Source organism: Streptomyces roseolus, assembly GCF_014649855.1.
GTDB lineage: Bacteria > Actinomycetota > Actinomycetes > Streptomycetales > Streptomycetaceae > Streptomyces > Streptomyces roseolus.
The window spans coordinates 44075-70266 of sequence record NZ_BMTV01000035.1; the positions used below are offsets into that span (position 1 = coordinate 44075).

Sequence of the window (26192 nt, forward strand, 5' to 3'; positions counted from 1 at the left end):
CCCTCGGGGCGGCGGGTTCGCCGCCCCGAGGGCCCGCTCGCGAGGAACGACGGACGCCGCGCCGCAGGCCGGTACTCAGTACAGGCGGTTGACCACGTTCTTCACCGTGGTGTTCTTGAAGTAATCGACCGGCGGGGCGCTCCAGTTGCTCTGCCACTCGATGAGGGTGACCGTGTCGCCGTCCCGGCCCACGCCGAACAGGTGGTTGTGGTAGACGCCGCTGTCCCCGGCGGCCTCCTCGCGCATGCCGAGGACGGCGGCCCCCTCCTCGACGTCCACGGTTCCGTAGTCGTACGCGGTGACGACGCTGTGGGGGCCTTCGTAGGCGCGCGGGCAGTCGGCGTACGCCTGGCGGGCGCGGGCCGCGAACGCGATCGCCTCGGCCTCCGTCTCGAAGACCATGGTGTTCTGCACACCGGCCGCCGTCTCGGACGTGGCCACCTCACGACTCCACACGTTCACCTCGGGCGCCTGATCCCCGGGCCAGAACCCGAAGCAGGCCGTCAGGCTGTTCCAGCCGCGCACGGCCGGGGCCCCGTACCAGGTCGTCCCGTCCTTCGGCATGTCGGACAGGTAGACCATGCCCGGCCGCGGCCGCCATTCCGCGGCCGCCGCCTCGGTCCCGGACGCCACCGCCAGCAGCGCGACGGTGACGGCCGCGGTGAGCGGGCCGTGCCCGCGCGTGCGCAACGCCATGAGTTCCCCCCGTGGACGTGTCGTGTTCCGGCCCGCCCGTCCCGCACCCTTCGGCCGGGCCGCGTACGCAGCCTGGCACCCGCTGTGCCCCGCGGTGGGCGAGCCGGGGCCGGAATGGCCGGCTCTCCCCGCATCCGCGGCCGGATCGCCCCGTCGAAGGAGCGTCACCGGCCGCACATGGACATGAATTTCATGAGCGCATACGCTCTGTGCCGTCACCTGTGGAAGGAGTGGTACGAGGTGGCCGAGAGGTCGACACGGCAGCGGGCGGCGGTTGTCGCCGCCCTGACGGAGTCCTTGAGATTCGTCTCCGCCCGGCATCTGTACGGCGTGCTCTCGGAGGCCGGGGCGGGTGTGGGGCGTACGACGGTCTACCGCGTGCTGCGGTACCTGGAGGCCAAGGGACGCGTCGACGTCGTCCAGGTCCAGGGCGGGGAACGGCTGTTCAGGCTGCGTGGCGTGGAAGGCCACCGGCACCACCTCATCTGCCGGTTCTGCCGCGTCAGCCGGCCCGTCGACGCGCGTTCCGTCGAGCGCTGGGCGGTCCGGGTGGCCGGCGAGCGGGGGTTCACGGCGGTGGAGCACACCGTCGAGCTCGTCGGTGTCTGCGGGCCTTGCCATGCCCGTCGCCGCCAGGCGGCGTCCCCGTAGGCGCGCGGCTCGACCGCCTGGTCCGCCGCCCGGCCGTCCGTGTGCCGCCGGGCGGCGGGGGCCGGGCGCGTTCAGCGTCCCACGGTGTCGCGGTCCGGGCCTTCGGGCTGGGGGAGGAGGATCATGTGGCCGCCGTGGTGGAGGGGGGAGTCCAGCTTCACCCGGCCGGCTTCCTCCCCGGTCTCCGTGTCGACGAGGTGGACCTCGCCGTGGCCGCCCCGGGTCACGGCCACCGTGTCCGCGTCGGGGGAGGCGGCCACCGCACGGCGCTGCACGCCCTCCCAGGGCGTGTGGCCGCGGCCCGGCGCTCCCTCCATGGCGGGAAGGGGCACCCGGCGGACCGTCGCATCGCCGGCCAGGAGGACCAGTTCGTCACCGTCGGGGTGCACGCGGGCGAACGCGGTGGCGGTGCGGGCGAGGGCCAGCCGGAAGACGAGTCCGGGGCCGAGCTCCGTCAGGGTCGTGGTCCCGGTGTCCAGGTGGTGGCACCAGGCCTGGTTCGTCCACTCCGGCCAGCGCAGCGGATCCGCCGTCCCGCCGCGCAGGGTGGACCACAGGGCGCGCCGGCGGGGATCCAGCCGGAGGTACCAGCCGCGCGCGGCGGCCCCCCACGGGATCGGCTCCTCCACGACGAGGTCCTCGCCCTTCCGTCGCGCCCGGTGCACGCCCCCGCCCGTGGCCGCGAACACCCGCTGGGCCGAAGGGTCCTGGGCGTCGCCGTGTCCGTCGTCCGGCAGGGAGTGGGACGCGACCGGCGTGACCGGGGGGCAGCCGGGCGGCGCGGCGAGCAGCTCGGGGAAGCGGTGGACCGCGAGGGCCCCCGGTTCGCGGTGCCGCAGGACGAGGAGCGGTTCGTCGGAGCCCAGCACCGTGACGCCGGGCTCTCCCGGGCGGGTGCGGACCCGTGCGGCGTCCCCCGTCGCCAGGTCCACGACCGTGAGCAGGTCGGACCAGGGGGCGGCGTTCTTGCCGAGGCCGGTGGTGACGGCCACCCACCGACCGGAGGGGTCGCTCGCCAGGTGCTCCGCCGGCGTGGCCACGGGGACCGTGGACTCCACCGGCTCCCGGCCGTACGGGTCGAGCACGAGCAGTTCGCCGCGCCGGTCGTCGACGCAGGCCACCCGGCCTCCCGGCAGGGGCAGGAACCCGGCGTGCTCGGAGAGGTGGCGCCCCGGTATGCGTCCGGCGACGGTGCCGTCCCGCACGGACACGAGGTGGACGGCGCCGTCGACGTGGTCGGAGACCAGGAGCAGGGGGTCGGTGGTCATCGGGGGTCCTCCGTGGGCGTCTTGAAGCATGATGAAAATGATTATCATGTATGGTCGGTGCGTTTCCCGATCCTGACAAGAAGCGAGGGCACCGATGCCGCGTTCACTCCTCAGACGCACACGAAGCGGACTTGCCGCACTGGTCATGGGCTCCGTCCTGCTGGGGTGCGGCACGACCGCGGAGTCCCCGGCCGGCGAGGCCAAGGCCGGAGGGGCGGGCGCCGCCGTCACCGAGGTCACGGTGAAGCCCATCGAGGAGACCCGCCGGCTGACCGACGCCCGGGGCGTCGACGTCGCGCCGAAGCGGAAGCCCGAGCGCATCGTCTGCCTCGTGGCGCTCTGCGACGACATCCTGACCGAGCTGGGCATCGTGCCCGTGGCCACCAACAGCCGACTCCTCGCCCACCGAAGCTTCCTGGGGAAGGAGAAGGCGAAGAAGGTGGCGGTCGTCCCCGGCGGATTCATAGCCCCCGAGGTCGAGGCCATCCTCTCCCACGAGCCCGACCTCGTCATCGGCCTCCAGGACACCCACGGCAAGCTCGCCCCCGCCCTCCAGGGGGCCACCACCTTCTGGCCCGTGCAGCCCACCACCTGGCAGGAGAGCGTCGGTTACCTGCGGGACGTCGCCGCCCTCACCGGCCGCACGGCGCAGGGCGAGAAGGCGGAGCGGACCTTCCGCACCAAGCTCGCCGAGGCCGAGCGGGCCAGGAGCGACAGGACGGCGCTGATCATCTACGGCAGCGACGAGAACTTCGGGGTCGCCACCCCCGGCACCGACGTGGTCGCGGGCCTGTTCCCCAAGGTCGCCGACTATCCCTGGAAGTCGCGTGGCGTGGAGGGAAGTTACAGCCTGGAGGAGATCCTGGCGCAGGGCGTGGACGTGCTCTTCGTCGAGACGATGAGCTTCGGCCCGCCGGACGGACAGTTGTCGGAGAAGCTGGCGAAGAACCCGCTCTGGGGCAAGATCCCGGCCGTCCGCAACGGCGACGTCCACGAGGTGGACTCCGAGGTGTGGGCCAAGGGGCGCGGCACGCGCTCCCTGGGCCTCGTCCTCGACGAGGCCACGGCCGCGCTGAGGTGAGCGGGCCCGTCGAGACCGAGGCGCCGGCGGCCCGTCCCCCCGCCGGCCCTCGGGAGGGACCGGTGGCGGCACGCGCCTGGGCGCAGCCGGCCGTGCTCGTGGCCCTCCTCGCCGGGGCCGCGTGGTGCGCCCTGTGCCTCGGCACGCCGTATGTACCGCCGCACCGGCTCTTCGGCGGCGAGGACGAGATCGCCCGGATCGTCGTCACCGAACTCCGGGTCCCGCGGCTGGTGCTCGCGCTCGTCGCCGGGGCCTGTCTCGGGGCCGCCGGACTCGTGCTGCAGGAGGCGCTGCGCAATCCCCTCGCCGTCCCCGAGATGCTGGGCGTCTCCTCGGGCGCCGCCCTCGGAGTGGCGGCGCCCCTGGTCCTCGCCGTGTCGGTGCCCGCCGCCGTCGAGCCGCTGCTGGCCATCGGCGGGGCGGCCATCGGCGGCGGGCTGACCCTGCTCGCCGCCGGACTCGGCCGCAGCCCGTCCGCCGTCCTGCTCACCGGGGCGGCGGTCGCCGCCGCCCTCCAGGCCGCCCTGCTCGTGCTCATGGTGATGGCGGACCAGCTCGACCTCCAGCTGATCTACCGGTACCTCCTCGGCTCGCTCTCCGCGCGCACGTGGGAGGACGTGACGGGCCTGTGGCCGTGGCTGCTCGTCGCGGTCCCCGCCCTCGTCCTGTGCGCACCGGTACTGGCGGTGCTGAGGCTCGGCGACGACGACGCGGAGGCGCTCGGCGTACGCGTGCGGCGTGCGCGGTTCACGGCCCTCGCCGTCTCCGTCGTCCTCATCGCCCCGGTGACCGCCGTGTGCGGCCCCGTGGCGTGGGTCGGATTCCTCGCCCCGCACCTGGCCCGCCGCCTCAACCCGCGTTCCGACGCGGTGGGTTGGCTTCCCTGGTCGGCGGCCTGGGGCGCCGTCGTCGTGGCCGTCGCCGACGTGCCGGCCCGGCTCGCCCTGGCGCCGGTGGAGACACCGGCCGGCGCCTGGACGGCGTTGCTCGGCGTCCCGGCCGGGGTGGCGCTCCTGCGGAGGCGACGATGACGAAGGGTGTGAAGCCCACGAGGACGGAGCGTCCGGGGACCGGGGCGACGGAGCGCCGGACGGCGCCACCCGTAAGGCGACCGGCGAAGACCGTACGCCGGTACGTCCTGCTCGCCGCCCTGCTCGTCCTGGCCGCGGGTGCCTCGCTGCTCGCCGGCCGGGCCCTCTCCCTGGGCGCGGTGGTGGACGTGCTGACGGGCGGGGGAGACGCCCTGGCCCGCCACGTGTTCTTCCGGCTGCGGCTGCCGCGCATGCTGGTGGCCCTCGGCGCGGGGGCCTGTCTCGGCGCGGCCGGACTGGTCCTCCAGTCGGCCCTGCGCAATCCGCTGGCCGGCCCCGAGGTCACCGGCGTGACCCCGGGCGCGGTGCTCGGCGCGGTCACCGCGACCGGGCTCGGACTCGCGGGCTGGCAGTCGCCGTTCGCCGTGGTCGTCGCGGCGTACGCGGGCGGCTGCGCGGGGGCGGGGCTGCTGTGGCTGCTCAGCGGACGGGGCGGGGGCGACCCCGCGCAGACCGTGGTGCACGGCGTGCTCGTCTCGGCGGTGCTCGGCGGGCTCACCGCGATGGTCCTCCTGGTCGCGCCGGGCGAGCTCGGCAGCGTCGTGCAGTGGCTCGTCGGCAGCACCGAGGGCCGGGTCTGGGAGCACTGGCACCTGCTGTGGCCCTGGGCGCTGCCGTGGTTCCTCGGCGCGTGGCTGATGACGGGCCCGTTGACCCTGCTGCGCTGCGGCGACGAACTCGCCTCCGCGGCGGGCCTGTCGGTCGCCCGGGCGCGGACGCTCGCCCTGTTGTGCGCGGTGGCGCTGACGGCGGGTGCCGTCGCCTCGGTGGGCGCGCTGGGGTTCGTGGGGCTGCTCGTCCCGCACCTGGCGGTGGCGCTCTTCGGCGCCGACCTCCGGCTCGCGCTGCCCGGCGCCGCGCTGCTGGGCGCGGTCGTGGTCTGCGGAGCCGACGCGGCGGCCCAGGGGGCGTCGCGACTGCTGGCGCTGGCCGGGGACGACGCGGACCGGATCACGCTGCCCGTCGGCGCGCTGACCACGTGCGCCGGCGCCGTCCTCCTGCTGGTCGTGGTGCGCCGTACGGCGAGCCGGAGTTCCTAGGGGTCTGCCGGCCGGGCCGGGCTCGCGGCCCGGCCGGCGCTTCCCGCACTCGGATGTGAAGGACAGATGATGAGCGAACCCGTCGGCATCCACGTCGAGGGAGTCCACTTCGGATACGCGGGACGGCCGGTGCTGCGCGGCGTCGACCTGACCGTCGAACCGGGCGAACTCACCGCGCTGGTGGGCCTGAACGGCTGCGGCAAGTCGACCCTGCTGAGGCTCGCGGCCGGGCTGCTGCGGCCCGGTGAGGGGCGGGTGCTGCTGGGCCCGCACGACCTGGCCCGGCTCTCCCGGCGCGCCGCCGCCCGTCATGTGGCGCTGCTCCACCAGTCCGCCCCCGCGGTGCCCGGCATGACGGTCCGTCAACTCGTCCGGCAGGGGCGGTACGCGGCGCGCGGCCCGCTCGGCATGCTGCGCGAGGGCGACGACGCGGTGGCCCGCCGGGCGCTGGAGGACGTCGGGGTGGGGGAGTGGGCGGAGCGGCCCGTGGAGGCGCTCTCCGGCGGGGAGCGGCAGCGGGTGCGGCTCGCCATGGCGCTGGCGCAGGACACCCGCGTCCTGCTGCTCGACGAGCCGACCACCTACCTGGACCTGCACCACCAGCTCGACGTGCTGCGGACGGTGGTGCGGCTGCGCGAGGAGCGCGGACTGACCGTCGTGATGGTGCTGCACGACCTCGCCCACGCCGCCCGGTTCGCCGAACGGATCGTGGCGCTGCGGGACGGCCGGGTGGTGGCCGACGGGACGCCGAAGGACGTGGTCACGCCGGCGTTCCTGGCCGACGTCCTGAAGGTGTCCGGCCGGGTCGGCCGCGATCCCGAGGGCGGCTGGCCGGTGTGTTACCCAGATCACCCTCTGACCCTCTAGGAAAACGATAATCATATTCATTAATGTTCGGTTCACGGCGCTCGACCGAGCGCCACAACTCCCCTGTGAAGGAGGAACGTTCATGGAGAACGAGCAGGTCTTCTCTCCGATCGTCGACCCGGGCCAGCTGGCCCACGACTCGGCGTCCCACTCCAACGCCCTCGTCGAGAACCCGTTCGAGGACACCGAGGAGTAGTCGAGGGTCCTCCCCCGACTCCCGCGGGCCCGCCCACCCGGGCGGGCCCGCGCCCGTTCCGCCCCGACCCGTAGGAGAACCCGTGCCCCACAGACAGCTCGCACCCGGCGTCGAGATCGTCGCCGTCGACGGGAACGGGCTCGCCGTCCGCACGGCGGACGGCGAGTTCCTCCGGGTCCGCACGGGCGACGTGGACGGGAACGCGCTCCGCTCCCGCCTGGCCGGGGCACCCGCGACCGACCCGGACGCCGGACTGGACCGGCTCGTCTCGGCCTTCGACGAGGCCGGCTACCTCACCGGAAGCGGCCGGCCGGCCACGGAGGACCGGGCCGCCGACGCCGCCCCGGCCTGGCCCGCCGGACGCCGCCCCGTCCTCCTCCTCGGCGACCCGGTCCTCACCGAGCCGCTCGCCCGGCAGCTGCGGGCCGCCGGGGCGTCCCCGCGGACCGGCACGCCCGAGGACGTGAGGACGCGGCCCGACGCCGCCGCCGTCGTCTGGTGCCTCGACGGACCCGTGCCCGACGGCCTGTGGGACGAGGCGGACCGGCTGCCCGAACGGGGCACCGCCTGGCTCCGGTGCCACCGCGAGGGCTGGCAGGCGTACCTGGAACCCGTCGCCGCCGCCCCCGGCGACGTCACCTCCGCCCACGTCCGGGCCCGCCGCCTCGCCGTCACCCCCGCCCACCGCGAACTCGCCGCCTACTGGAGGGGACCGCGCACCCACGGCGTACCCGTACGCCTCACCGCGGCCGCCACCGGCCTGCTCGCCGCGCTCCTCGCCGACGACCTCGCCCGCTGGGCCACCGACGCACCCGACACCGGGGCGCTCCCCGCCCGCCGCCGGCTGCGCCGCGTCGACCTGCGCACCCTGACCGTCACCGAGCACCCCGTCCTGCCCGTCCCCGACGTCGCGCGCACGCCGGCACCGACGGGCACCCCGTGACCACGCCCACCACCCCCACCGCACCCGGCGCTCCGGGTGGATCCGCCGCACCCGTGACCACCCGCACCACCACCGTGAACGGCCTGGCCACCGACGTCCGGCTGCCCGAGGGCCCCGGCCCCTTCCCGACCGTCCTGATCCGCACCCCCTACGACCGCCGGGCCCACGGCGCCGAACTGGAGGGCTGGGCCCGCAGAGGATTCGCCGCCGTGGCCCAGGACGTCCGGGGCCGCCACGGCTCGCCGGGGGAGTGGCGGCCCTACGCCCACGAGACCCCCGACGGCGCGGACACCGCCCGCTGGATCCGGAACCGGCCGTGGAGCGACGGCCGCCTGGTCGCCGTCGGCTCCTCCTACGCCGCCCACTGCGCCCTCACCCTCGCCCTGGAGGCGCCCGAGGACGCGCGCCCCGACGCCGTCATCGCCGCCGTGCCCGCCCTCGGCGTCGCCGACACCGCCCGCGAACCCACCGGAGTCGAGAGGCTGTCGACCCGGGCCGGCTGGTGGGCGGCGCACGGAGACCGCGCCGACTCCGACGACACGGCGCTCGCGAAGGCCCTCGCCGCCGACCCCGGGGCGCTGGCCCACCTCCCCCTGCTCGACCTGCCGCGGCGGCTCGGCCGCGCCCTGCCCTCCTGGCCGGAGGTGTGGCGCCGCCACGACCGCGGACGCCTCCTCGCCCACGCCCCGCGGGCCACGGTGCCGCTGCTCGCCGTCGGCGGCCACCACGACCACTTCGCCGAAGAGACGTTCGCCCTGTGGCGCCGTTGGGGCGGCCCCTCGGCCCGCCTGCTGACGGGACCCTGGGGGCACGGCCTCGTCGCGGCCCCCGGCCCGGACGCCACCCCCTCCCACCGCGTACGCCTCGGCGACCTCTACGCCCGCTGGGCGTCCGCCGCGCTCGCCGGAACCCTACGGCCGGGCCGGGCCGGAGCGGTGGCCCTCGGCGGCAGCCCGCTCTGGACGGCCGCCGACGTCGAGGGCGACCCCCACGAGCCCCGCCTGCTCCCTCCGGGCGCCACCGGTTCCCCCTCCGGTCCTGCCCCCTTCGCGTCCCCGGCCGGCTCCCTCTCCGACCCGGACCGCTCCGTCCCCCCGGTCCGCTTCACCGCCGACCCCGAACGCCCCGCCTCCTCGGCCGGACTGACCGTGCCGGCCGGCGGGCCGCGCGACCGCTGCGTCCTGGTCTCCCCGCCCCTGCCCCGGCCGCTCGACCTCCTCGGCCCCGCGCGGCTACGGCTGCGCGCCCGCGCCGACACCCCGTCCGCCGACTGGTTCGCGCGCCTGGTCGCCCTCGGCCCCGACGGACGGGGCGAGCGGCTCGCCGTCGGAGCGGTCCGCCGCACCGAACCACCCGGACACACCACGGAGTTCACCGTCCCCCTGGGCCGGCTCGCGCGACGCCTGACGGCGGGCACCCGGCTCCGACTGGAGATCACCGGCCACCACTTCCCGGCACACGCCCGCAACCCGCACACCGGCGAGGACCCCGTCACCGCGACCCGGCTCCTCGCCTCCCGGCGAGAGATCGACCCCGCCGCCACCGCACTCGTGCTGAGCGCGCTCCGCACCCGTCCCGTCCCCACCGATCCCGTGGAGGAGATCCTGCGATGACACCGCTGCCCTTGGAAACCCTGGTGGATCCCGTCTGCGGGATCGTCCGCAAGGTCAAGCCCGTCGAACACCCGGAAGGCGCGCCTCCCCGCTACACGGCGATGACGGCCGAGGTCGCCGACGCCCGCCGCCTCGGACTCTGGCCCGCCGACCGCGTCTCCCTCGGCACCTCCTTCGGCGACCCCGAGACCGCCCGCGTCGCGGCCATAGCCGAGGGAGTCGAACGCTACTGCGGCAACCGCGTCCCGCCGCCCGGACACCCCGACGCGCCCCTGCGCGCCACCGCCGCCGCGCTCACCGGCCGGGGCCTGCGGATCTACGGACCCGACCGGCTCCCCTCGTACGCCGACTGGCAGTACGCGCGGCCGGGGTTCCCCTACCGCCCCCTCACCGACGACACCCCCGCCCTGTGGACCCGCGGCACCGAGCGCCTGCCCGGCGGGGCGACCGACGAGGTGTGGGCCCCGGTGGCGCTCACCCACCTCAACTGGCGCCAGGGCGAACTCCGCTCCCTGCCCCGCACCCACCACCTCAACTACGCGGGCATCGCCACCGGCCAGGGCCTCGACGACGCCGTCGAACGGGGCCTGCTGGAGATCGCCGAACGCGACGCCCTGGAGCTGTGGTGGCACCTCGACGGCCCCGCCCGCGGCATCGACCCGCGGACCGTGCCCGGCCTCGCCGACGACCTCGCCGGCTCCGGACTCCGCGTGTGGCTCGTCGAGATGCCCTCCGAGTTCGCCCCCTGCGTGGCCGCCCTCGTCCACGACCCGCGCCTCGACCTGTACGCGGCCGGCTTCTCCTGCAAGTACGACCCGGCCGAAGCCGCCCGCAAGGCCGTCCTCGAAGCCGTGCACACCTGGGTCTTCACCCAGGGACTCACCGACCCCGACGGCTGGGTCTTCCAGGCCGTCGACGCCGGACTCCTCGCCAAGGGCCTCTACCTCGACCACCGCGAGGACCGCCGCTACCTCGACGCCTGCGGTGACCGCTTCGAGCACGTCAGGGACCTGGGCGCCCACGTGCAGGTGTGGCTCGACCCCCGGATGGCCGCCGAGGCGCGGCGGTTCACCGAGCCCGCGCTCGGCACCGTACCGCTCGACGCCGTCCCGTCCGGCAGCCGGGAGCGGATGGACCACGCCCTGGAACGGGGCGGCCACCGGGTCATGACCTTCGACCTCACCACGGAGGACGTCGCCGAGACCGCGCTCCGGGTCGCCCGCGTCCTCGTCTCCGGACTGCTCCCCAACGCCCCCGCCGCCTTCGGGTACTTCGGCTGCCCCCGCCTCGCCGACGTCGCCGCGGCCCGCGGCTGGCGCACCACGGCACCGCACGCCCCCGAGGACTTCACGCTCGCCCCGCCGCCCCACATGTGAGCCCCCATGGACCTCGTCACCGCCCTCGCCCGCGCCCGCGGGACCGAACCGCCGGGCCCCGACACCCCCGCCGGCCGCCCGGTACCCGACTGGCCGGGCCCCGGACGCGCACTGCCCCCGGCCCCCCGCCCCGGACCGCTCGACCTGGACGGCCTGCTGCGCCTGTCCCTGGCCGCCGCCGACCCCACCGGGCGCCTCCGTCCGACCCCGTCCGCGGGCGCGCTGCACCCCGTCGACGCCACCCTCGTCGTCGGCGACGGCTGCTCCCTGCCACCGGGGCGGTACGGCTACGACCCCCTGCGCCACCGCGTCCACCACCTGTCTCCCGCCCCCCTCGCAGCCGCCCCCGGAGCGACCGTCGAACTCACCGTCACCCCGCGACGCACCACGAGCCACTACGGCCACCGCGCCTGGCCCCTGCTGCTCCTCGACACCGGGCACGCCGCCGCCGCGCTGCACCTGGCCGCCCTCGCCCTGGCCTGCCGCCCGGCCGCCCTCCGCCTCGACGGCGCCACCGACCGGCCGCAGGCCTCCCTGCACGTCCCGCCACCGGCCGCCGGCCCCGCCCCGCCCGACCCGGAGACGGCCACGGCATCCGACCTCCTGTCCCGCCGCAGCGCCGAACCGCCGCTCACCGGCACACCGGAAGCCACGGACCTGTACGCCCTCCTGGCCCTCGCCCGCACCGCGGGCAACGGCCACCTGAGCTGGTGCGCCGCCGTCGGCGGGCCCGCACCGGCGCTCGTCGAAGCCGCGCCCGACGGCACCCTCCGGCGCCTCGCCGCCGGAGACGCCCGGCCCGCACTCGCCGCCTGGGCGGCCGGACAGGCCTGGATCGCCCGCGTGGGCGCCGTGCTCCTCGCGTACGGCTGCCCGTCCGACGCCGACGCCCGCCGCATCCGCCGCGACCACCTGCACGCCGGATACGCCGTCGGGCGCGCCCAGACGGCGGCCGTCCGGCGCGGCCTCGCCGCCCGGGCCGTCGGCTCCTGGCAGCGGGCCGACCTGGGCGCGGCCCTGGGCGGCGCACCCGAACGGAACTGGATCGTCCACGGCCTGGCACTCGGCACCGGGTCCGCGGGCCGACCCGAGGAGGGGAACTCGTGAGCATCCACCCGGAGTTGCGCCGCGCCGCCGGCCACGCGCGCCGCACGCTCCTCGCGGCCACCTGCCTCCAGGCGGCCGTCACGCTCGGCTGGCTCGCCCAGGCCGTGCTGCTGGCCCTCGCCCTCGCCGCCATCGCCCGCGGCGAGACCGGACCGCTGCCCGCGCTCCTGGCGGCGGCCGCCGCCGTCGTGGTCGTCCGCGCCGGGCTGAGCCTCGCCCAGCGGCGCACCGCCGCCCGCGCCGGCGCACGCGTCAGGATCCGCCTGCGCGACGAACTCCTCGCCCACCTCGGCCGACTCGGCCCCGCGCACCTGACCACCGCCCGCACCGGAGCCGTCCGCACCACCCTCGTCGACGGCGTCGAGGGCGTCGACGCCTACATCTCCCGCTACCTCCCCCAACTGATCGTCACCCTCACCGCACCGCCCCTCCTCCTCGCCGCGGTGGCCCTCGTCGAACCCCTCGCCCTGCTCGGGCTCGTCCCCGCCCTCCTGCTCGCCCTCGCCGGCCCCCGCGCCTGGGACCGACTGCTCGCCCAGCGCGGCAAAGAGCACTGGGACACCTATGAGGGCCTCGGCGCCGACTACCTCGAAGCGCTCCAGGGCATGCCCGCGCTGCGCGCGGCCGGCGCCGTCGGCCGCACCCGGCGACGCCTCGAAGAACGCTCGGCGCACCTGCACCGCGCGACCGTCGCCAAACTCCGCGTCTCCCTGGTCGACACCGGCATCACCGACCTCGCCATCCAAGGCGGCACCGCCGCCGCGGCGCTGCTGGCCTGCTGGTCCGCCGCGACCGGATCCACCACCCCGACCGGCGCCTACCTCACCCTCCTCCTCGCCGGCGAGTGCTTCCGGCCCGTCCGCGACCTGGCGCGCGAATGGCACGCCGGCTACCTCGGCGTCTCCGCCGCCGACGGCATCGCCGCCCTGCGCACCGCCGCCCCCGCCGTCGCCGACCACGGGACGGAACCGGCCGACTGGGACCGGGCCCCCGAGATCCGCTTCCAGGATGTCGTCTTCACCCATCCCGGCGCCGAGGAGCCCACGCTCCGAGGCGTCACCTTCACCGCCGACGCCGGCCGGACCACCGCGATCGTCGGACCCTCCGGCGCCGGGAAGTCCACCCTCCTGGGCCTGCTGCTGCGCCACCACGACCCCGGGCACGGCCAGGTCACCGTCGACGGCCGCGGAACGGCCGCGTACACCCTCGACTCCCTGCGCCGCGGCATCGCCGTCGTCTCCCAGGAGACGTACCTCTTCCACGCCCCCATAGCGGAGAACCTCCGCCTGGCGCGCCCCGGCGCCACCGACGGAGAGCTGGAGCGCGCCGCCCGCTCGGCCGGGATCCACGACGAGATCACCGCGCTCCCCGACGGCTACGCCACCGTCCTCGGCGAACGCGGCGCCACCCTCTCCGGCGGCCAGCGCCAGCGCCTCGCCCTGGCCCGCGCCCTCCTCGCGGACGCCCCCGTCCTCGTCCTGGACGAGGCCACCAGCGCCGTCGACGAACGCAGGGAGGCGGACATCGTCCGCGACCTGACGGCGGCGGCCCGCGGCCGGACCGTCCTCGTCGTCGCCCACCGCCTCGCGGCCGTCCGGCACGCCGACCGCATCGTCGTCCTCGACCGGGGACGCGTCGACGCCGTCGGCGACCACCGCGCCCTCGTCGCCGCCGGCGGACTCTACGCCGAGCTCGCCGCGGCGGGCCGGACCGACCGGGAAGGACTCGCCGCGTGAGCCCCACCGACCCCGCTCTCCCGGGCCGGGGCGCCCTGCGCGCCCTGCTCCCCGTGCTCGCCGGACACCGCGCCATGATCGCCCGGACCTGCGCCGCCGCCCTCGCCGAACAGGCCTCCCTGGTCGCCCTCGTCACCCTGGCCGCGCACGCGGTCGGCACCGCGATCACCACCGGACGCGCGCCCTCCGCCACGACCGTCGCCGCCTTCTCCCTCCTCGTCGTCCTGCGCGCCCTGATGACGTGGCGGGAGATGGACCTCTCGCACGACCTGGCCTACCGGGTCCTCGCCGAGCTGCGCGTACGCGTCTTCGACGGGCTCGCGCGCAGCGCTCCCGCCCGGGTCGCCGGCCGGCGCAGCGGAGACCTGGCCGCGACCGCCATGGCCGACGTCGAAGCGCTGGAGTTCTTCTACGCGCACACCACGGCCCAGCTCCTCGCCTCGGCGACCGTCCTCACCGGCGGCGCGGTCGTCCTGGCCGGACTCGAACCCTGGCTCCTCGCCGCCCTCCTGCCGGTCGCCCTCCTGCTGGTCGTCGCCCCCTTCGCCGAGGCGGCCGGGCGTACGGCCCGGGGCGCGCGCACCCGGCGCGCCGCCGCCGACCTGTCCGCCGACACGGTCGAGACGGTCGACGGACTGCGGGAACTGCTGGCGTTCGGCGCCCTGGCCGAGCGCCGGAACGGGCTCGGCGCGAAGGGACGGAGGCTGGGGGAGGCGCAGCGGGCGGAAGTCACCAGGGAGTCCCTCGCCGCCTCGCTGCGCGAACTGCTCATCGTCCTCGCCGTCCTCGCCGTGGTGGCCGCCACCGCCCGGGCCGTCGACACGGGGCGCCTCGACGCCGTCTGGGCCCCGGCCACGATGACCCTCGCCCTGTCCGTACTCGGCCCGGTCGCCGAATCCGCCAGGTCGCTGAGCCAGGCGATGGGCCTGCGCGCCGCCGCCGCGAGGGTCGACGCCGGGATCAGGGCTCCCGCCCTCGCCCCGGAACCCGCCACGGCCCGTCCCCTGCCCCCCGGCCCGCTCGGCGTCCGGCTGCGCGGCCTGGGCTTCGGCTACGACGACCGGCCGGTCCTGCGGAACGTCGCCCTCGACCTCCCGGCGGGCCGCACCCTCGCCCTGGTCGGCGCCTCCGGCGCGGGCAAGTCCACCTGCGCCCATCTGCTGGCCCGGTTCTGGGACCCCCACGAGGGCGCGATCGAGCTCGTGCCGGAATCGGGCGACCCCGTGGACCTGCGCGAACTCACCGACGCCGACCTGCGCCGCGCCGTCGCCGTCGTCGGCCAGGACACCCCCCTCTTCCACGGGACCCTCGCGGAGAACCTCCGCCTCGCCGCCCCCGACGCCGCCGACGACCGGCTGGCCGAAGCGGCGGCGCTGTGCGGCCTCGACCGCTTCGCCTCGCTCGACACCGTGATCGGCGAACGCGGCGCCACCCTCTCCGGCGGCCAGCGCGCCCGCATCGCCCTGGCCCGCGCCCTGCTCGCCGACCCCCGGATCCTGGTCCTCGACGAGACCACCGCCCACCTGGACAACACCGGCGACGCCGAACTCGCCACCGTCCTGGCGAGGACCCGCGAGCGGCGCACCACCCTCCTGATCGCCCACCGCCCCGTCACCATCCGCCGGGCGGACCGCATAGCGGTCCTGGAATCGGGCCGCGTGGCCGAGGAAGGCACCTGGGAAGAGCTCACCACCCGACCGGGAAGCGCCTTCGCCCGGCTCCTGGGCGCCGGCACGGAGTGAGCGGCCGTGCGCGGTGCCCGGCTGAACGCCGCCCCCGGGCCGCTCACCCCCGTGAGGTCGCGGGACGGCCCGCCGCACCGTCCCGCGACCGCCGTCCTCCTCCCGGGCCGGCCCGGCGGGTACACCACCGCCGACGTCGCCGCACGGGCCGGATCGACGACGGACCCCGGCGGCGGGACGGAGCGGAGCCAGGACCCGGCACGGCCGCGCGCACGGGCGCCGTGCGCGTCCGCCCGACACGGGGCACCATGGTCGTGTAGAGGACGGACTCATGGATCCTGCGCGAAAGGCACCCGGCACGCCCGCGGCCCCAGGGCCTCCGGATGCCCTCGACGCGTCCACCGACGCCGCGGCGGTGGTGGACGCGTCCGGTGTCGTGACCGGATGGACCAGGGGCGCCGAGGAGCTCCTCGGCCGTCCGGCGTCGGACGTCGTGGGCCGCCCCGTCGCCCGCCTCCTGGCGATGCCCGCGGATCCCGCCCGCGCCGCCGCGATCGCGGCCCGGTGCCGGGCCGGGCGGGGGTGGAGCGGCGTCATCTCCGTGCGGCACGCCGACGGCCGTCCGCTCGAAGTCGACCTGCGGGTCTCCGCGTCCTTCCGGCTGGACGCCGGCGAGTGTTTCCTGGTGTCGGCGCGGGAGCGGAGCGTGCGATGGCCGGTGGACCGGTCCGTGCTCGACGGGTTCCTGACCCGTTCGCCGGTGGGCATGGCCGTGATGGACCGTCGGCTGCGCTACGTGTGGCTGAACGACACCCTGGAGCGCTTCGGTGGAGTACCCCGTGAGCAGCGCCTCGGCAAACGCCTGAGCGACCTCCTGCCCGGGCTCCAGGGGGAGACGATCGAGGGCCTGATGAACAAGGTCCTGCGGACCGGCATCCCGGTCACCGACTACGAGTACCTGGGATGGAGCTGGGCCGATCCCCACCGCCAGCACGCCTACTCGACGTCGTTCTTCCCCCTCGTGGACGCCGACGACCGGATCACCGGCGTCTGCTACATGGTCCTCGACATCACCGAGCGCTGGTACGCCCGCCACCTGCTGTCGCTGGTCAACGAGGCCGGCCTGCGCGTCGGCACCACCCTGGACGTCACGCGCACGGCCCAGGAGCTGGCCGACTTCACCGTCCCCCGCTTCGCGGACTTCGTCGTCGTGGACCTGCTGGAGCACGTGCTCGACCCCCAGGGGCCCGCGGTCCGGCCGGTCGACGGCGGACCGGAGCCGGCCTGGCCCCGCATGCGCCGGGCCGGCATGCGCTCGGTCCGGGACGGCTGCCCGGAGGCCGTGGCGCGCACCGGCGACCGGGTGGACTTCCGTCCCCCGTCGCACGACGCGCGCCTGCTCGTCGACGGCGAGCCGGTCCTCCTCCCGGTCCTCGACCCGACCGACGGGCGGTGGCTCGCGGAGCAGCCCGAACGGGCCGAGAGGATCCGCGAGTTCGGACTGCACTCGCTGATCTCCGTGCCGATGCGGGCGCGCAACACCATCCTGGGCCTGGCCACGTTCGTGCGGTCGCTCAACCCGGTCCCCTTCGGGCAGGACGACGTCCTGCTCGCCCGGGAGCTGGTGGCGCGGGCGGCGCTGTGCGTGGACAACGCCCGCCGCTACACCCGGGAACACACGGCGTCGCTGACCCTGCAGCGCAGCCTGCTGCCGCTCGCCCTGTCGGGCGGCACGGCCCTGGAGGTGGCCTCCTCCTACCTCCCGGCGGACCAGGCGGGAGGGGTCGGCGGCGACTGGTTCGACGTGATCCCGCTGTCCGGCGCCCGCGCGGGACTCGTCGTCGGCGACGTGGTCGGGCACGGCATCACCGCGGCGGCGGCCATGGGCCGTCTGCGCACGGCGGTCCAGACCCTGGCCGACCTGGAGCTGCCCCCCGACGAACTGCTGGCCCACCTCGACGACCTCGTGCTCCGGCTGAGCGAGGAGGAGACCGGCGGCGACGCCTCCCGCGGCAGCACGACCGCCGTCCTCGGCGCCACCTGCCTGTACGCCGTCTACGACCCGGTCACCCGACGCTGCACGATGGCCAGGGCCGGTCATCCGCCGCCCGTGGTCGTCACCCCCGACGGCCGGGTCTTCTTCCCGGACCTTCCCGCCGGGCCCCCGCTGGGCCTGGGCGGAATGGCGTTCGAGGCCGCGGAGATCGAACTGCCCGAGAACAGCCTCCTGGGCCTGTACACCGACGGGCTCGTCCGAGGCGACGATCGCGACGTGGAGCGGGGCATGGCCCGCCTCGGCGAGGTCCTGGCGGGACCGGAACGCGACCTGGCCACCCTGTGCGCCTCCGCCGTGCGGTCCCTGGTCCCCGACCCGCAGCCCGACGACATCGCGTTCCTGCTGACGCGCATCCGGACCCTGGGGGACGACCGGGTCGCGTCGTGGACCGTCCCCGCCGACCCGGCCGCCGTCGCCGGGGCCCGGGCCTGGGCGACACGCCGACTGAGGCGCTGGGGACTGACGGACCTGGCCATGCAGACCGAGCTCATCGTGAGCGAGCTGGTCACCAACGCCCTCCGCCACGGCGCGCCCCCCGTCCAGGTGCGGCTCCTGTGCGACGCCCGCCTGACCATCGAGGTCACCGACGCCACGAGCACCGCGCCCCGCCTCAAACACGCCCGCAGCACGGACGAGGGCGGCCGGGGCCTCTTCCTCGTGGCTCAGATGTCCCACCGCTGGGGCGCGCGGTACACCCCCGCCGGGAAGATCATCTGGGCGGAGCTGGAGGTCCCGTCCTGAGATCTGCCGGTCGCTCCGGCGCCGCCCTTCCGGCTGCCGCCGTCGGCGCCCGCCCGTGCCGGCGCCCGCCCGTGCCGGCCCCGCCCGTGCCGGCCCCGCTCGGGCTTCGCCCGGGCCGACGCGTCCTGGTGTTAAAGTATCGTCGGATCGATCTCGATCGCAGGATTGTTACTTCCCGAGGCCTCCGCCTTCGTCGCCCACGCGACGTCATGGCGGTGCGCCGCCCGAGGGAAGGCAAGGCCTGGGTAGCGCCGTGTGCGCGACCCGGGCCTTTTTTGTTGCCCGGATCCGGGCGTGAGAGATCGCGGACAGAAGCAGGACGGCGACAGCCCGAGGATGCAAGGAAGCATCATGAACACACCCGCAACCGGTCACGGCACGTTGGCGGAGCGGATCCTCCGCGGCGTCGGCGGAGCCGAGAACGTCGAGAGCCTCACGCACTGCGCGACGAGGCTGCGCTTCCAGCTCCACGACGGGGCGAAGGCCGACGCGACCGCGCTCGACGCCCTCGACGGTGTCATGGCGACGGTGCCGCAGTCCGGCGACCGCCTCCAGATCGTGATCGGCGGAGCCGTCGCACGGGTCTACTCCGAGATCATGGACCTGCCGTCGATGACGAACGGCGGCACGGCCCCGCGGAAGTCGGACGCCGACGTCAAGGCCGAGGCGCGGGCCAGGAGCCGCGGCCGCTACCTCTGGCTCGACAACTTCTTCGAGTACCTCTCGGACTCCTTCCGTCCGCTCATGGGCGTGCTGCTCGGCTCCTCGCTGATCATCGCGATCGCCTCCGTCCTCGATGCCCTCGGCATCGTGGACTTCCGCGCCGCGGACAAGTCCGCGACCTGGGTGTTCGTCGACGCCATGTGGCGCTCGGTGCTCTACTTCCTGCCGGTCTTCGTCGCCTACAACGCGGCGAAGAAGCTGAAGATCGACCCCTGGGTGGGCGCCACTGTCATGGCCGCGGTGATGACCCCGAACTTCACGGGCCTGATCAACTCCAAGATCCCCGGCGTCACCACCACCACCAACGAGACGCTCGGCACCACGGAGTCCGTGGCGCACGTCTTCGGCCTGCCGATGCAGCTGAACGACTACGGCGGCCAGGTGTTCGTGCCGCTGCTGATGGTCGCCCTGCTCGCCCTCGTCTACAAGGGCCTCCAGCGCGTCTTCCCCGAGAGCGTGCACATGGTCTTCGTGCCGTTCTTCAGCATGCTGATCATGATCCCTGTGACCGCCTTCCTCATCGGCCCGCTGGGCATCTGGGCCGGCAACGGCCTCGGCGAGGGGTTGTCCTGGCTGAACGACAACGCGCCGCTCGTCTTCGCGATCATGATCCCGCTGCTGTACCCCTTCCTGGTGCCGCTGGGCCTGCACTGGCCGCTGAACGCGCTCATGCTGCAGAACATCAACACCCTCGGCTACGACTTCATCCAGGGCCCCATGGGCGCGTGGAACTTCGCCTGCTTCGGCGCCACCGCCGGCGTGCTGCTGCTCTCGGTGCGCCACCGCGAGAAGGAGATGCGCCAGACCGCGACCGGCGCCCTCGCCGCCGGCCTCTTCGGCGGCATCTCCGAACCCTCGCTGTACGGCATCCACCTGCGCTTCAAGCGGATCTACCCGCGCATGCTGGTCGGCTGCCTCGTGGGCGGCGTCCTCGTGGGCGTCCTGGGCGGCGTGGACACCGGGGCCTTCGCCTTCACCTCGCTGCTGACCATCCCGGTCTTCGACCCGATGCCGGTCTACGCCATCGCCATCACGGCGTCCTTCTTCACCGCCATGGCACTCGTGTACTTCTCCGACTTCCGCACCCCGCAGGACCGCGCCCGGGCCAACGCCGAGCGCGACGCCGCCGACGCGGCCGCCCAGGAGACCGCATCGGCCGACGACCGCGAGCTCGTCACCGTCGGCGCTCCCACGAGCGCCGCGGCCGGCCCGGCCACGGTGCCCGCCGCCCCCGCCCCCGCCCCCGGTCCGGCCGAGGTCGCCACCGCGGGGCAGGGCGTCGAGCTCGCCGCGCCGGTCGCGGGCCGCGTGGTCGACCTCGACGAGGTCGGGGACCCGGTCTTCGCCTCCCGCGCGCTCGGCGAGGGCGTGGGCATCGAGCCGGCCGACGGCCGCGTCGTCGCCCCGGTCGACGGAGAGCTGATGGTCGTCGCCGACACCGGCCACGCCTTCGGCATCCGGACCCCCGAAGGCGTCGAGGTCCTCATCCACGTCGGCATCGACACGGTGCAGATGCAGGGGGAGGGCTTCGACGTCCGGGCCGAGGCCGGCCGGCAGGTCCGCACCGGCGACCTGCTCGTCGAGGTCGACCTCGACGCCGTGCGCGCGGCGGACCACCCGACCGTCACCCTCATGACCGTCCCCAACACCGCGGAGCTCGCCTCGGTCGAGCCGCACACCGGACAGGACGTCGCCGCCGGCGCCCCCGTGGTGACCGTACGGCGGTGACGGGCGGCCACCGGCCCCCCCACGGGTACGCGCACCCCGCGGGGCGCGTGCCCGCGCGGGGCCGGTCCGCGCCGGAGGGGCCGCCCGTACGGCCCCGGCGCGGCGTTCGCGGAGCATGCGGGATCATGGGGTGGGAAACGGACCGCGGAAGGGAAGGAGAGCGGGCTGTGAAGGCGCTGCGTGTCCTCAACAACAACGTGGTCCTCGCGCGCGACGACAACGGCCAGGAGGTCATCCTCACCGGGCGCGGCATCGGCTTCAGCTCCCGTCAGGGCAAGCCGGTCGACCCGGCGCTGATCGTCCGCGTCTTCGTGCCGGCGGACGGCCGTGACCCCGATCACCTGAGCGAGGCCCTCGCCCTCATCGACGAGGAGATCCTGCGCGCCGTCGTGATCGCCCTCGACGAGTCCGGCATCGAGGGGCGCGAGTCCACCCGGCCGACCCTCGCCATCGCCCTCGCCGACCACGTCGCCGGCGCGCTGGACCGGGCCGCGCGGGGCATCGCCGTCGAGTACCCGCTGCGCGCCGAGGTCCAGGCCCTGTACGCCACCGAGTACGCCCAGGCCCAGCGCCTCCTCGCGGCCATCAACGAGCGCGTGGACCCGCCCCTGGAGCCCTCCGAGGCGATCGCGCTGACGCTGCACCTGGTGAACGCGGGCTTCGCCTCGGGCGACCTGTCCTTCACGTACACGATGACCGGCGTCATCCACCAGATGCTCGCCGTCGTCAGGGAACGGCACGGGCTGTCCGTCTCCCAGGAGTCGATGAGCGCGGCCCGGTTCATCACCCACGTGCGCTACCTCTTCGTACGGATCCAGCAGCACCGGCAGCTGAAGGGCCACGAGTCCACGATCGGCCAGGGCATCCGCCGCCACTACCCGGAGGCGACCCGTACCGCGCAGCAGCTGGCGACGGTCGTCGAGCTGCGCCTGGGTACGCGGCTCAGCGAGGACGAGGTCTCCTACCTGGCGCTCCACGTCGCCCGCATGACCATGGAGACGGAACCGGAGGCGCCGGCACAGGCCCTCGTCCCTCCGGAGGGCCACGGCGCGACCGGCTGACCCCCCTTTCCAGCGGCTTCCGGATCCCGGCCGTGCGGGCCTTCCCGCACGGCTTTTCCGACCCGGGAGCGGAAACGGCGGAGATGCTCCGCCCCGGTCATTCCCTCGCCTTTTCAGGGCATGAATTCGCGGCCCTTCCCCTCACGACGCCCGTTCCGCCGACTGTATTTACTCCTGGTGGAGGAGAACGGTCCGCACTTTCAACAGGAAAAGATCAAAGCCGGCCGCCGTGAGTGGTGGGCGAATTCCGGGCACGAGCCGCCGGTCACGGTTTTGTGCCGTCCCCCTTCGCGCGGCCGGCGGCGGCCCGGGCGGTCACGGGGCGTCGTGGAAGATGACGCCGAGGACGTGCCTCCGGCCGTCGTGCACCGCGCTCACCCCGTGGCGCAGCACGACCCGGCTCCAGCCCCGCGCCGAGCGGACCGGGCGGTCGTGGACCGCGAAGATCAGCGCCTGGCCCTGGCCCGGACGCTTCACCAGCGGACGGGACTGGGCGCGCGGGCGCTGTTCGACGAAGACGCTCTCGCCGCCGGTGAAGTCGACGTCGGGGCGGTCCAGCATGACCGCCACCTGCAGCGGGAACGTCAGCTCGCCGTAGACGTCCTGGTGCAGACAGTTGTAGTCGTCCGGGCCGTAGCGCAGGAGCAGGGGGGTGGGCCGCAGCTGGCCGGCCGCGGCGCAGGCCGCCGTCAGTTCCGCGTGGGTCGGCGGGAACCGGGGGCGGTCCAGGCGCTCCGCCCACTGGTTGGCGATCCGGGCCAGGGGCGGGTACAGCCGCCTGCGCAGGGCGGTCACCACCGGGGGCAGGGGGGCGGCGAAATAGCGGTAGCGGCCGCTGCCGAAGCGGTGGCGTCCCATGTCGACGGTGCTGCGGAACACGTCGTCCCGGTCGAAGAGGGCACGGACCTCCTCGCAGTCGCCCGGCGACAGCAGCGGCGGGGTGACGGCGACGCCCTCGGAGTCGAGTGCCGCGGTCAGCGCGGGCCAGTCCAGGGCGTCCACGGCGGGCAGGGCGATCGTGTCGCCGGCGCCGGCGCCGGCGTCGCGTGCGGTGGCGGTGCGGGCGTGTTCCAGGCCCGGCAGGTGAGGGGTGTCGTAGCTGGTCAGCGTCGGCTCCGCGGTCGTGTTCGGGGGCGGGCGCCGGATGCGGGGTCGTGCTCCGGCGCCCACCGGTTCAGAGGGAGGGGGAGGGCGTGCGGCCCGACTCCAGGTCGAGCAGGAACCGCTTGGCCTCGACCCCGCCGGCGTAACCGGTCAGGCGACCGCCCGAGCCGACCACCCGGTGGCAGGGCAGCACCACGCACAGGGGGTTCGCGCCGAGCGCGGTGCCCACGGCGCGCGCCGCCCGCGGCCGTCCGAGGGCGGCGGCCAGCTCGGCGTAGGTGCTCGTCTCGCCGTACGGAAGGATGCCGTCCAGCCGCTCCATGGTCGTGCGGCTGAACGGTGTGGCCAGGCGCAGGTCCATGCGCACGGTGAACGCGCGGCTGCGGCCTCCGAGGTACGCGTCCAGCTCGCGGCGCGTCTCCTGGAGGATCCGCAGCTGGGCGGAGGTGACGGCGTCCACGGCGTCCACGGCGGTGAGGCCCGCGCGGGCGATCCGGGCCTCCGCCCGCTCGCGGTCGTCGAAGGCGCACAGCACCAGCGCGTCGTCGGTGGCCGCGAGGGTCAGGGGGCCCAGCGGGGTGTCGTGCGAGGCGAGTGCCGCGGTGACGGGGATACGCATGGGGGACCTTTCTGTGGTGCGCCGGTCAGACGGTGATGGGCCGGCAGCTCTTGCAGGCTCGGTAGCCCGCCTCGCGGGCGTCCTGAGCGGTGCGGAAGTGCACCCGGTGCGCGGGGGTGATGCGGCGGGCGTGCGCGCAGGTCGGGTGGCAGTAGATGTTGGTGGTGTCGCTGCCGAGGAACACCGTGCCGGCCCGGGACAGCTCCGCCACCCGGCGCATGTCGATCTGCTCGGCCCGGCGCAGGGCCGCGCCGGACTTCGGCAGGTACGCGGCGTCGCACGGCGATCCGTTGTCGTGCGTGACCCGGTGGCACGGGATGAGCACGGCGACCGGGTTGGCCGCCAGCGCGCGCAGGACCTCGGAGGCCGAGGGCGGGGCCTCGGTGCCGGCCTCGCGGGCGATCCAGCTGAGCGGCCGCAGCTGCCCCGCCGGAATGCCCCGTACGGCCTCCAGGACCGCGCGCTGCTGTTCCGGCAGACCGGTCAGGTCGATCGGCAGCCGGTGGGCCCGGCCGGTGCGCAGCGCGGGGACGACCCCGGACAGCGGCCTGCCTCCCGGGATCGCCGAGCGGCCGGTGCGTGCCCGGTGCAGTTCCTCGAAGCCCGTCGCGGTCAGCCCCGCCGAGTCCAGGCCGGCGCCCGTCACGGCTCGCGCGCTGGCGGCGACGAACAGTCCGCCCGCGGCCGTGTCGAGGCGCACGTACGTGTCGTAGTGGTCCTCGGAGATCCCCGCACGGCGCAACACGCGCAGCGCGAAGTCCTCCGGCGCCCGGGTCGTGAGTTCCGGCAGACGCCGCGTGACGGCGTCGCCGTCGCTCTCGTTCATGTCGTCACCTCCTTCAGTGCCGGTGGCTCCGGCGCGAGCAGCCGCCGCAGGCCGGCCAGACCGCGGGAGACCTGTGCCTTCGCGGTGCCGACCGCGCAGCCCTGTACTTCGGCCACCTCTGTGTAGCTCATTCCGATCACATGGTGGAGCACGACCGGTATGCGATGGTGCTCGGGTAACGCCGACAGGGCCGTGACCAGGCGTGACCGGTCCTCCGCGGTCGCCGCGCGCTCCTCCGGGCCGGGGTTGAGGTCCGGCCAGACGTCCATGGTCTCCTCCACGGGGAGCCCGGCGGTGGCCGGACGCCTGGTGCGCGTGCGGACGTGATTGCGCCACACGTTCGCCGCGATGGTCATGAGCCACGCACGGGGGCGCAGTTCACGGCGGCGCGCGGGGGTGTACTCCCGCAGTGCCGTGTAGGCGCGCAGGAAGGTGTCCTGGCCCAGGTCGTCCGCCTCCGCGGAGGAGCCGGAGACCCGGTACAGGAACGCGTGGACCGCCCCGGCGTGCACCCGGACCAGCTCGGTGAAGCCGGCTTCGAGGTGCGCCGCCAGGAGATCGGTCAGCTGCTCGGCCTTGTCGTCCATCACTGAGAGAAACACCGTCCCGGGCCAGGGTGTTGCGGACGTGGGTGAGCGGTCATCCGCGCACGACCGGAGCGTCCAGCTCCGAGCTGCCGACCACGACCGCCTGGTACAGGCGCCACATGCGGGGGACGGGCTCGATCCCCAGGGAGTCGCCGAGCGCCCGGCGCAGGCCGTGGAAGACGTCACCGGCGCGCTGGTGCTCGCCGGAGCGGTAGAGCGCCACCATCAGTTGCGCGTGCATGTTCTCGTGGGTGGGGTGGCGCGCGGTCAGGACGCTCAGCTCGTCGACCAGCTCACGGTGCTTGCCGAGCGCCAGGTCGGCCTCGATGCGCTGCTCCAGGGCCCCCTGCCGGGTCTCCGCCAGCTCCGCCAGGTGCGGTGAGCTGAGCGGGCCGGTGCGGACGTCGGACAGCGCGGGCCCGCGCCACTGCGCGAGGGCCAGGGTGAAGAGCTCCGACGCCGTCCGGTGGTCCCCGGCGGCGGCCGCCAGGCGTCCCCGGCGGGTCAGGTCCGTGAACCGGAAGCGGTCGAAGCCGGCCGGTTCGAGGGCGAGCTGATAGCCCTGGTTCCTGGTGAGGAGGAGATGGCTGTGGTCCTTGTGCGGGCCGCGCAGGGCCTGCCGGATGTGGAGGACGTAGGTCTGCAGCGTGGACATCGCGCTCTTGGGCGGTGTCGACCCCCACAACTCGGTGATGCAGTCCCCGGCCCGCACCATCTGCGGCATGTGCAGCATCAGGAATGCGAGGAGCTGGCGGGGTTTCGGCGCGCTGGGGACGAGATTCATCCCGGCGTCGGACAGTAAGAGGGGGCCGAGAATACCCGACTTCATGAAGAGTTCCTATCCCCGTGACATCACGTATCGAACAGGTATCTCATTTTCTCGCACCGAGGATAGGGGGGTGCCGATTCGGCGTCAAACAGGCGGGCGGGTGAAATTTACAAATTGATCGATCGGTTTTCGGTATTCGGGAAGGGGGTTCGACGGCTATTGGACCGGCGGGGACGGCGGCGCGGCCCCGGAAGGAAGGAGTCCGGGGCCGCGCACGGTCGGACGCCTATCGGCCGGCGGCCCGGCGCAGCGCGTCGGCGCGGTCCGTCCGCTCCCAGGTGAAGTCGGGCAGCTCACGGCCGAAGTGGCCGTAGGCGGCGGTCTGGGCGTAGATCGGGCGGAGCAGGTCGAGGTCGCGGATGATCGCGGCCGGGCGCAGGTCGAAGACCTCCGTCACGGCCTTCTCGACGGCGGCCTGCGGAACGGTGGCGGTGCCGAAGGTCTCGACGAAGAGGCCGACCGGCTCGGCCTTGCCGATGGCGTACGCGACCTGGACCTCGCAGCGGGAGGCGAGGCCCGCGGCGACGACGTTCTTGGCGACCCAGCGCATGGCGTAGGCGGCCGAGCGGTC

At 75.0% G+C, this 26192-nt stretch carries 23 protein-coding genes; 15 read left to right on the forward strand and 8 right to left on the reverse strand.

Features of this window, described 5'->3' with window-relative positions; genetic code table 11:
- Positions 1-75: 75 nt before the first annotated feature.
- Positions 76-696, reverse strand: a complete 621-nt coding sequence (locus tag IE245_RS31665; RefSeq protein ID WP_189953921.1) for a hypothetical protein — start codon at positions 694-696, stop codon at positions 76-78.
- Positions 697-888: 192 nt separating this feature from the next.
- Here IE245_RS31665 and IE245_RS31670 point away from each other — a divergent pair, with 192 nt between their 5' ends.
- Complete coding sequence (locus IE245_RS31670) at positions 889-1347, forward strand: Fur family transcriptional regulator (protein WP_189953922.1); 459 nt, start codon at positions 889-891, stop codon at positions 1345-1347.
- A 71-nt stretch (positions 1348-1418) separates the two neighbouring features.
- Here the strand turns inward: IE245_RS31670 and IE245_RS31675 are convergent, their stop codons facing one another.
- Positions 1419-2615 carry a YncE family protein gene (locus IE245_RS31675; protein ID WP_189953924.1) on the reverse strand — a complete coding sequence of 399 codons (1197 nt, stop codon included), beginning with the start codon at positions 2613-2615 and terminating at the stop codon, positions 1419-1421.
- A gap of 94 nt (positions 2616-2709) precedes the next feature.
- Between IE245_RS31675 and IE245_RS31680 the strand changes: the two genes are divergently transcribed.
- From IE245_RS31680 to IE245_RS31740, 14 genes are all read left to right on the forward strand, one after another.
- On the forward strand, positions 2710-3696 hold the full coding sequence (locus IE245_RS31680) for an ABC transporter substrate-binding protein (RefSeq protein WP_189953926.1): 987 nt from the start codon (positions 2710-2712) through the stop codon (positions 3694-3696).
- A gap of 62 nt (positions 3697-3758) precedes the next feature.
- Positions 3759-4727: a FecCD family ABC transporter permease gene (locus IE245_RS31685; RefSeq protein WP_373305438.1), complete on the forward strand. Its 969-nt coding sequence runs from the start codon at positions 3759-3761 to the stop codon at positions 4725-4727.
- Positions 4724-5827: a FecCD family ABC transporter permease gene (locus IE245_RS31690; RefSeq protein WP_189953928.1), complete on the forward strand. Its 1104-nt coding sequence runs from the start codon at positions 4724-4726 to the stop codon at positions 5825-5827. The genes IE245_RS31685 and IE245_RS31690 overlap by 4 nt, the downstream gene beginning before the upstream one ends.
- A 69-nt stretch (positions 5828-5896) precedes the next feature.
- Positions 5897-6694 (forward strand): ABC transporter ATP-binding protein, encoded by a 798-nt coding sequence (locus tag IE245_RS31695; RefSeq protein WP_189953930.1) that lies wholly within the window; start codon positions 5897-5899, stop codon positions 6692-6694.
- Between the two features lie 82 nt (positions 6695-6776).
- A complete protein-coding gene (gene amiA, locus IE245_RS37845; RefSeq protein WP_268256605.1) occupies positions 6777-6890 on the forward strand; it encodes a streptamidine family RiPP in 114 nt (37 codons plus the stop codon).
- A gap of 82 nt (positions 6891-6972) precedes the next feature.
- Positions 6973-7833 (forward strand): hypothetical protein, encoded by an 861-nt coding sequence (locus tag IE245_RS31700; protein WP_189953932.1) that lies wholly within the window; start codon positions 6973-6975, stop codon positions 7831-7833.
- Between the two features lie 53 nt (positions 7834-7886).
- Entirely contained in the window at positions 7887-9446 is a 1560-nt protein-coding gene (locus IE245_RS31705) for a CocE/NonD family hydrolase (protein WP_189953934.1), read from the forward strand.
- Positions 9443-10822, forward strand: coding sequence for a YcaO-like family protein (locus tag IE245_RS31710; protein ID WP_189953936.1), 1380 nt, complete (start codon positions 9443-9445; stop codon positions 10820-10822). Before IE245_RS31705 ends, IE245_RS31710 begins: the two co-directional genes overlap by 4 nt.
- A 6-nt stretch (positions 10823-10828) precedes the next feature.
- Complete coding sequence (locus IE245_RS31715; RefSeq protein ID WP_189953938.1) at positions 10829-11929, forward strand: nitroreductase family protein; 1101 nt, start codon at positions 10829-10831, stop codon at positions 11927-11929.
- Positions 11926-13665: an ABC transporter ATP-binding protein/permease gene (locus tag IE245_RS31720; RefSeq protein WP_189953941.1), complete on the forward strand. Its 1740-nt coding sequence runs from the start codon at positions 11926-11928 to the stop codon at positions 13663-13665. Before IE245_RS31715 ends, IE245_RS31720 begins: the two co-directional genes overlap by 4 nt.
- A complete protein-coding gene (locus tag IE245_RS31725) occupies positions 13662-15407 on the forward strand; it encodes an ABC transporter ATP-binding protein (RefSeq protein WP_229851762.1) in 1746 nt (581 codons plus the stop codon). The genes IE245_RS31720 and IE245_RS31725 overlap by 4 nt, the downstream gene beginning before the upstream one ends.
- A 271-nt stretch (positions 15408-15678) precedes the next feature.
- The gene (locus IE245_RS31730; RefSeq protein ID WP_189953943.1) at positions 15679-18144 is read left to right on the forward strand and encodes a SpoIIE family protein phosphatase; all 2466 of its coding nucleotides are present in this window, start codon (positions 15679-15681) and stop codon (positions 18142-18144) included.
- A 351-nt stretch (positions 18145-18495) separates the two neighbouring features.
- A complete protein-coding gene (locus tag IE245_RS37850; protein ID WP_189953945.1) occupies positions 18496-20595 on the forward strand; it encodes a glucose PTS transporter subunit IIA in 2100 nt (699 codons plus the stop codon).
- 167 nt (positions 20596-20762) lie between these two features.
- Entirely contained in the window at positions 20763-21656 is an 894-nt protein-coding gene (locus IE245_RS31740) for a PRD domain-containing protein (protein ID WP_189953952.1), read from the forward strand.
- 315 nt (positions 21657-21971) lie between these two features.
- On the opposite strand, the gene IE245_RS31745 is transcribed toward IE245_RS31740, so the two are convergent.
- The 6 genes from IE245_RS31745 to IE245_RS31770 all read right to left on the reverse strand — a co-directional run.
- Positions 21972-22826 carry a 2OG-Fe(II) oxygenase gene (locus tag IE245_RS31745; RefSeq protein WP_308436642.1) on the reverse strand — a complete coding sequence of 285 codons (855 nt, stop codon included), beginning with the start codon at positions 22824-22826 and terminating at the stop codon, positions 21972-21974.
- Between the two features lie 4 nt (positions 22827-22830).
- Complete coding sequence (locus IE245_RS31750; RefSeq protein ID WP_189953954.1) at positions 22831-23379, reverse strand: methylated-DNA--[protein]-cysteine S-methyltransferase; 549 nt, start codon at positions 23377-23379, stop codon at positions 22831-22833.
- Between the two features lie 25 nt (positions 23380-23404).
- Positions 23405-24205 carry an MGMT family protein gene (locus IE245_RS31755; RefSeq protein WP_189953956.1) on the reverse strand — a complete coding sequence of 267 codons (801 nt, stop codon included), beginning with the start codon at positions 24203-24205 and terminating at the stop codon, positions 23405-23407.
- The gene (locus tag IE245_RS31760; RefSeq protein WP_189953958.1) at positions 24202-24792 is read right to left on the reverse strand and encodes an RNA polymerase sigma factor; all 591 of its coding nucleotides are present in this window, start codon (positions 24790-24792) and stop codon (positions 24202-24204) included. The genes IE245_RS31755 and IE245_RS31760 overlap by 4 nt, the downstream gene beginning before the upstream one ends.
- A 52-nt stretch (positions 24793-24844) precedes the next feature.
- Positions 24845-25621 carry an AfsR/SARP family transcriptional regulator gene (locus IE245_RS31765; RefSeq protein ID WP_189953960.1) on the reverse strand — a complete coding sequence of 259 codons (777 nt, stop codon included), beginning with the start codon at positions 25619-25621 and terminating at the stop codon, positions 24845-24847.
- A gap of 226 nt (positions 25622-25847) precedes the next feature.
- A partial coding sequence (locus IE245_RS31770) for a methionine adenosyltransferase domain-containing protein (protein WP_189953961.1) occupies positions 25848-26192 on the reverse strand: 345 nt, incomplete at its 5' end.